The organism is Undibacterium sp. SXout20W (assembly GCF_049340285.1).
Classification (GTDB): Bacteria; Pseudomonadota; Gammaproteobacteria; order Burkholderiales; family Burkholderiaceae_D; genus Undibacterium.
Genome location: NZ_JBMPPH010000037.1, coordinates 36,207 through 43,433 on the forward strand (window position 1 = coordinate 36,207; position 7,227 = coordinate 43,433).

Genomic DNA, 7,227 nt, shown 5'->3' on the forward strand with positions numbered 1-7,227 from the left:
TGAGAGCCTATATGTGCTGAGCCGAGTATATAGATGCTTAAAAAGCAATGTTGCATTAATAGTACTCTATTTTTTAAAAAAATAAGCTTATTTACGGTGAAAATTTTCAGAGGGGTCACTAACGACTCAGGGAACGTATCGTTCTACGCCCCCTGGGTCTTTAGTGATGGTGAAAGTTGACGTTAGCCGTCACCTGTTCACTCCGTTTAGAGATGATGTAAACCACGCGGAATAGCACCCAGCAGGGTTTTGGTATAAGCCTCTTGGGGGTGGTGGTAAAGGTCGTCGGCATTGGCGAGCTCCACCACTTTGCCTTTGTTCATGACCATAACCTGATCAGCGATGTATTTGACGACGGCTAGGTCGTGTGAAATAAAAATATAGGATAGACCAAATTCTTCTTGTAGATCTTGCAATAAATTCAGGACTTGCGCTTGAACAGAGACATCCAGTGCAGACACAGATTCATCGCACACTAACACCTCAGGTTTCATGGTCAGACAACGCGCAATCGCAATACGCTGGCGCTGGCCACCAGAAAATTCATGCGGATAGCGGTGGAAAGCGGCAGCGGGTAAGCCAACCTTGTCGAGCAATTGCTGTGCCATAGAGCTGCGTTCACTATCGTTATTACCGATCCGATGAATCTGCATCGGTTCCATTAAAATTTGACCGATGGTGAAACGCGGATTTAAAGAGGCGTATGGATTTTGAAAGATGATTTGAATTTTGCGTTTGTATTGCAAAAATTCTTTATTTGACATCGACAAAATATCTTTGCCATCAAAAATCGCTTGGCCACTGGTGGCCTGGTGTAAACGCAATAAGCTTAAACCTACAGTGGTCTTGCCAGAGCCGGATTCACCGACGACTCCCAGTGTTTTTCCGCGTGCCAGCTTGAACGACACATCATCGACGGCCTTAAATTCTTTTTTTCCGAACAGTCCCCCACGGGTAAAAAAACTTTTTCCAAGATTTTTAACTTCGAGCACGATTTCTTCGTCACCGTGCAGACCCCGCTGACGTTCCTTTTGAACTGGCACCGCACCGTTATTACTCATAAAATCGGCAATGACAGGCAAACGCCATGGGCGGCTATCAAGAGAAGGGCGGCAATGTAAAAGTGCTTGCGTATAAGTGTCGTTCGGGCGTTCAAAAATTTGTTCAACTGTTCCTGCTTCGCGGATTTCTCCGTGTCGCATGACGATCACGTGGTTTGCAATCTCACCAACCAGTGCCAGATCATGGGTGATAAACAATACCGACATCTGACGTTTGATGCGTAAAGCATTGATCAAGTCAATAATCTGTTTTTGTATTGTGACGTCCAATGCGGTTGTCGGTTCATCTGCAATTAATAACTTCGGTTCACACGCAATGGCCATCGCGATCATGACGCGTTGTTGCTGTCCGCCCGACATTTGACTTGGGTAGGCATCAACTTTATTTTTGGGGTCGGGGATGCCGACTTCTTCTAATAGCTCAATTGCTCTTGTGCGCGCTTGAGCGCCATCCATGCCCATGTGTAAGCGCAATACCTCAGCGATTTGGAATCCCACTGTAAAAACCGGGTTGAGCGAGGTCATTGGCTCCTGAAAAATCATGGAAATATCTTTACCGCACAAACGACGGCGTTCATCAACACTTAGATCCAGTAAGCTTTTGCCTTCAAAAGTAATCTTACTTTCCGATGAAATACTCGAGGTATCAGCAGGCAATAAGCCCATGACGGCAAGCGAACTGACGGACTTGCCACTACCGGATTCGCCGACGAGTGCGACCGTAGCATTATGAGGAATTTCAAATGAAATACCCTTGACAGAGTCGACGCTTTCCTTTTTGGTGACGCGAAAAGATACACGTAGATTCTCTACTTTAAGCAAAGCGGGGGAGGTGGGGGATGAAATATTTTGCATAGTAATTTTTATTTCAGCTTAGGATCGAGTGCATCGCGCAAGGCATCGGTGAATAAGGAAAAGGCCGTCACTAATACTGCCATCGCCGCTGTCGCTGCTACCAACTGCCACCATTTTCCGAGAATTAATTCATTTTGCGCTTCATTGAGCATACTGCCCCAAGAAACGGTACCTACTGGCACGCCAAAACCGAGAAAGCTCAGGATGACTTCTGACTTAATAAAACCAACGACCAGAATCGACACTTGTACTAAGGCGACGTGACTGACATTAGGGAAAATATGTATAAACATTTTGCGCCAATGTGATGCACCGATGGCATCGGCTGCCCACACATATTCTCTTGCCTTATGCTTCATATATTCAGCGCGCATCAGTCGGAAAGGACCAGTCCAGCCAGTAAATGCCAGAATCAAGATAATAGTTGAGATGCCTTTTTGCTGTAATACCGCGGCAACGGACAAGATGAGTAACAAATAGGGAATGGAAGTAAATATGCTGTAAAACCAGTTAAAAAAATCATCGATACGGCCACCGAAATAACCAGCAATAGCACCGAACAGAGTCCCAAGTAGCGTTGCCAGAAAGGCCGCGATAATGCCGACGAGGATAGACGTCTCAGCGCCCTTAATCGTTTTTTTGATAATGTCGTGTCCCCATTTATCTGCGCCAAATGGGAGCGTCGCTAAATGCGTTGTTACTTGCGTTTTGCCTGACTTCGCAAGAACCGCTCTAATTTCTGCCATTTCTTTTTCTAATGGATCGGAAATGCCGTAATCATTGATTGTAGCGGGGGCTGTGCTGTTACTGCCATTTGCGCCATCTTCGCCATTTGTATTATTTGCACTACGTGCATCAGTTTCTTGACGGCGCAACGTATTGATGACATCACGTAAAGGATCTAACGGGTTATCAGTGACTTGAGCCGGTGCAGCGGAGACATTGAATTGTTCGCTATTATGCTCTGGTTTATTTGAAGTTTCTGTATTCGATATGAAGCCAGGCGGTGCATAAGAAATTCCGGATTCTTTTTCCCAGTCCGCAGCGATCAAGCCCATTGAAGATAGCAGTATCGTGAGTAAAAATGCGCCAACAATCGCGAGAGCAATCATTGCAATTTTATCGGCGCGTAGCCGTCGCCATGCCAATGCCCATAGTCCCGCTGAGGTTTGAATTTCGCGGGGGAGATCGGTTGATGGTATGGTTGTTTGTAGCGTTTGATTCATGTTCTATCCTTATTTCAATTGAACGCGTGGATCAACCGCTTGATACAGCAGATCTGTCAGTAGATTAAATATCATGGTGGCTGCTGCTACATACACAGTAATTGCTTTAATCACTGGAAAGTCACTCCGTTCGACGGCGAGAATGACTTCGCGTCCGATACCAGGTATAGAGAAAAAGCGTTCAATCAAAAAAGCACCAATCAACAATGCAGGCAAGTTCGACATCACGTAAGTAATGATAGGAATAGCAGCGTTGCGCAAAACGTGAACCCATTTAATTCGATGTTCAGAAACGCCCTTGGCGCGTGCTGTCCGGACATAGTCTTGATTCACTTCATCTAATACAAATGTACGGAATAAACGCAGACTTGGCGCGACGCTCACGGCCAATCCGATCAGGATAGGTAGTGCGGAATATTTGAATAAGTTTTCTACAAAACTATTTCCCCAACCTTGCACCGGAAATAAGCTCAATTGATAGGCGAAGAAATATTGTCCGACGATGATATAGACCAAAATACTGACGGACATCCCCATCGTACAAGCAATCATGACGGCACGATCCGTCAAAGATCCACGACGAAAAGCAATCGATAGTGCAAGTGCAATTGCGATCAGTGTTTCCAAGATAGTAAGCGGTACCAGGATGGTCATCGACGGCCCTAAGCGCGTCATAATGATTGAAGAAACGGGTTCGCCGGTGCTCCAACTATTGCCGAAATCAAAGGTGACAATTTGCTTGATAAAAATCCATAGCTGCACATAGTACGGTTGATCAATACCCAATTGTTTTCGGATATTGGCAATTTGTTCTGGATTCGACATCTTTCCCGCCAGAATGTAGGCAGGGTCACCACCGACCCAGTTAAACAGAAAAAAGACCAGCAAAATCACACCGAGCATGGTCGGCGCCATTTGCCATAAACGGCGGAGTATGTAGGCAATCATGAAAAGCTCTCTATTTATTTTTGTCAATATCGATATACATCCATTCGGTATGCATAATCGGATGTTTTTTATGGCCTATGACCCGTGCTTGCGAGAGCATGTTGTAATAGCGTGCGTAACCAATACGTTGTGCTGAGTAGACCTCCATGATGCGTACCATTTTGTGATAAAGCAGATCTCGTTCAGGTCCTGCGGGTAATTTCTGTGTCTCTTCATAAAGCTTGTCGTATTCTGGAATTGCAACGCAGCCTGCATTGTTGAGATGAATATTTGCGCCATAAAACAGCTGCATAAAATTATCGCCATCCGGGTAATCAGCAAGCCATGGAGAAATACGTTGGGTAAGTTGGCAATCTTTTTCCGCTTTTAATATCTCGGCAAAAGGTCGGAAGTCGACATTCATACGAATACCCACGCTATCATATGTTTTCTTCCAGACCTCTGCTTGCAGATGCCCTCGCGATTCAGTTTGCGAAGTGTAGTTGATTTGAAATGGCTTTCCATCGGGCAGAGTGCGATAACCATCGGCCCCTTTTTTATACCCAAATTTATCCAGCAGCGCATTGGCCGCAACAGGATCGTATTGGATGCTACTTCTGTAGTCAGGATCGTGGCCGACAACGCCTGGTGGAATCAGATATTGCAATGCGATCGCTTCACCATTCTCAACAATTTTAATTTCGTTGTCGACGTTATGTGCCATTGCGATGGCGCGGCGTAGGGCGATTTTCTCTTTGCTAAAACCACCAAAAATCGGGTCTCGCATATTCCAGTAATAGACAATCAATTCCGGGTCGACAATGCGCGACAGGTGGATGCCTTTTTTCAGAAATTCAGGCTTTAATTTACCGTCGCGCATGACTTGTGGGGCAAGGCCGCCGTATAACTGAAAGAGATCGATTTCGTCTTTTTGAAACGCTAATAAACGCGATTGATCTTCTAGAATATCCGTAACAATAATTTTGCCGATTTGCGGAATCCGCTTTCCTTTCATTGCTGCGTTGATTCTTTGATCTTCCGCATTCGATCCGGGTTCGAAGTTCCACTCGACCAGGCGATAGTCAGACTTGGCATCTAAAATCATTTTCGAGCCACGCACCCATTCGCTCAATTTGTAGGGTCCAGTGCCTACGGGGTTTGCCATTGCTAACCCTTGTAGATCCCGATATTGCTCAATAACCTCGCGTGCAACTGCCGATGTAGCCGTGTAGGCAAGGATCATCGATAAATTGAAATCAGGGCGGGTTAAGTGCAATCGCAATGTATATTTGTCGAGCACCTCGATCCCAGCGATTTTGGCATCGTAATCAAATTTACCGGATTTCTTTGCCTGGGCAACAATGCTATCCAGACCGATAATTTTTCCTTCAAACAGCCAACTGTGGGAGGAGGCGATGCGCGGATCCATTAAACGCTTAATCGAATAAACATAGTCGTTGACGGTTAGCTCACGTTTTTTTCCTTTAAACGCGTCGTCCTGACTAAAATAGATTCCCTTTTTTAATTTAATTGTGTAGGTCTTTCCATCGGCAGAAATTTCCGGTAACCCGTCCGCGGCTTCAGGAATGATTTTTGCCGGGCTTGCCAGATAGTCATAGCCATATAAACGCTCGAAAACAACTTCAATAATAGAGTTCGAATAAATATCGCGTGCCGCAGCTGGATCGAAACCTGTCTCTGCGACTGGAAAAATCGTCCGCAAAACTTTTTCTGGGTCGGCAAATGTTGCTGTATTAGAATTATTGGCCGTTGGCGTGGTTTGTGCAGACGCGTCGTTTGTTGCTGCCAGTGTTGACGTTAGCGCCATCGATGCGAGCAATAAGCCGACGGTTTTAATTTTTAGCATGAAAAAGTAAGTTTTGTTGACGTGGAATGAAAGTTTGATTCGCATACAGCATTTTCTCCTGCTTGTTTTTCTTACTTATGACTAGTTGTTCATTGTAGTCATTGTGTTCTTTTTATTCATTTGCTAGCCCTAAGTTTGGCATTGAGAAGATAAACGAAGTCTCTTTGAATTTTTCGATGCTCTTATGGCCACGGCGTAACCTTAACTTATGTTTCTATTACAAGGAAATCTGAAATTTTTTTTTAGACTTTTCTTGCGCACTAAAAAAGTGCAAAAAATTTCATGGGTGATTCAAAAAAGTAAGTTGATGGGGAATCGCAGATTTTTTTTTGCTGTTCCGCATTAAAAAGCTTTTAGGTTCTGGCGAAATTTACGGGAGATTTTTGATCGCATAGCGCAGAAAAAGAAATTTTATTTGTTTTCAACCACCAATCAGCAAATTTCCCAAGAAATAAGTGGAAATGCTATCTCTACGCACTCAATTTATGCTGCGAAGCACAAAAATATGCATTTCCATTTATTGTTTTTTTTTGGCAGAATGCGCCCTGTTGTTTTTCCGAATAAAAAGGCGCCCGAGGTATTGACAGTTGGTAGTGGGAAATGGTTTTATGCGCCTTTGCAAAATTTTGGCATATAAATTTTCAAGATTGATCGCATAAAATAAATTTTCTTTACAAGAACTTGCCGAAAATAGTCGAATACTGTTGACGGCATAATTTTTGCTAGAAGTTATTGCGCTGCGCAAAGAATACTTTGTCGATATTATCTTTTTATTACAGTTTTTATTAATAAATTGCATTTGTTTCAATTTTTTGGATTTATTTACAAAAATAGGTAAAACTAAGTAAAACTAAATAAAACTAAATAAAAATTTGCAATTAGAATCTTATATAGAATTTTTGTTATCGCCTGCAAGCCCTCTAACTAGAAATTGGTTGAATGATAAATAGAGGTTTGCAAAATTGTATTAGTCGTTTTTGCCAAAAATCACGACTTATATTCTGGCCTTTCCGGTATCAGTAAATTTATAAATGGTTTTGCGTGTCATTGTTTAATTTGTGTCCCGTACTGTGACCCGTAACATTTATAATTATTTTTTTTGTGTGAGACGTTTTGACTTGGGTCAAATAGTAGAAGTAGAACTTGTGCTTCGGGAGGAGTTTTAATGGATTTTTCAGATCGCCAGCAAGAGCCGGGCAAGAAGTTTATCGGCTTGGGGCTGGTATTAGCATTTCACGTGGTGCTGTTGTATGCGCTGCTCAATGGCTTGGGGAACAAGATCGTACAGATC

At 43.5% G+C, this 7,227-nt stretch carries 4 protein-coding genes; all 4 read right to left on the reverse strand.

The features are described from left to right. Positions 1–206: 206 nt before the first annotated feature. From ACO0K1_RS15920 to ACO0K1_RS15935, 4 genes are read right to left on the reverse strand one after another with little or no spacing between them, the layout of a single operon-like run. The gene (locus tag ACO0K1_RS15920) at positions 207–1,916 is read right to left on the reverse strand and encodes an ABC transporter ATP-binding protein (RefSeq protein WP_423027452.1); all 1,710 of its coding nucleotides are present in this window, start codon (positions 1,914–1,916) and stop codon (positions 207–209) included. 8 nt (positions 1,917–1,924) lie between these two features. Continuing rightward, a complete protein-coding gene (locus tag ACO0K1_RS15925; RefSeq protein ID WP_423027454.1) occupies positions 1,925–3,142 on the reverse strand; it encodes an ABC transporter permease in 1,218 nt (405 codons plus the stop codon). Positions 3,143–3,151: 9 nt separating this feature from the next. Further along, the gene (locus tag ACO0K1_RS15930; protein ID WP_423027456.1) at positions 3,152–4,090 is read right to left on the reverse strand and encodes an ABC transporter permease; all 939 of its coding nucleotides are present in this window, start codon (positions 4,088–4,090) and stop codon (positions 3,152–3,154) included. Positions 4,091–4,100: 10 nt separating this feature from the next. Then, positions 4,101–5,981, reverse strand: a complete 1,881-nt coding sequence (locus ACO0K1_RS15935; RefSeq protein WP_423027458.1) for an ABC transporter substrate-binding protein — start codon at positions 5,979–5,981, stop codon at positions 4,101–4,103. Positions 5,982–7,227: the final 1,246 nt, after the last annotated feature.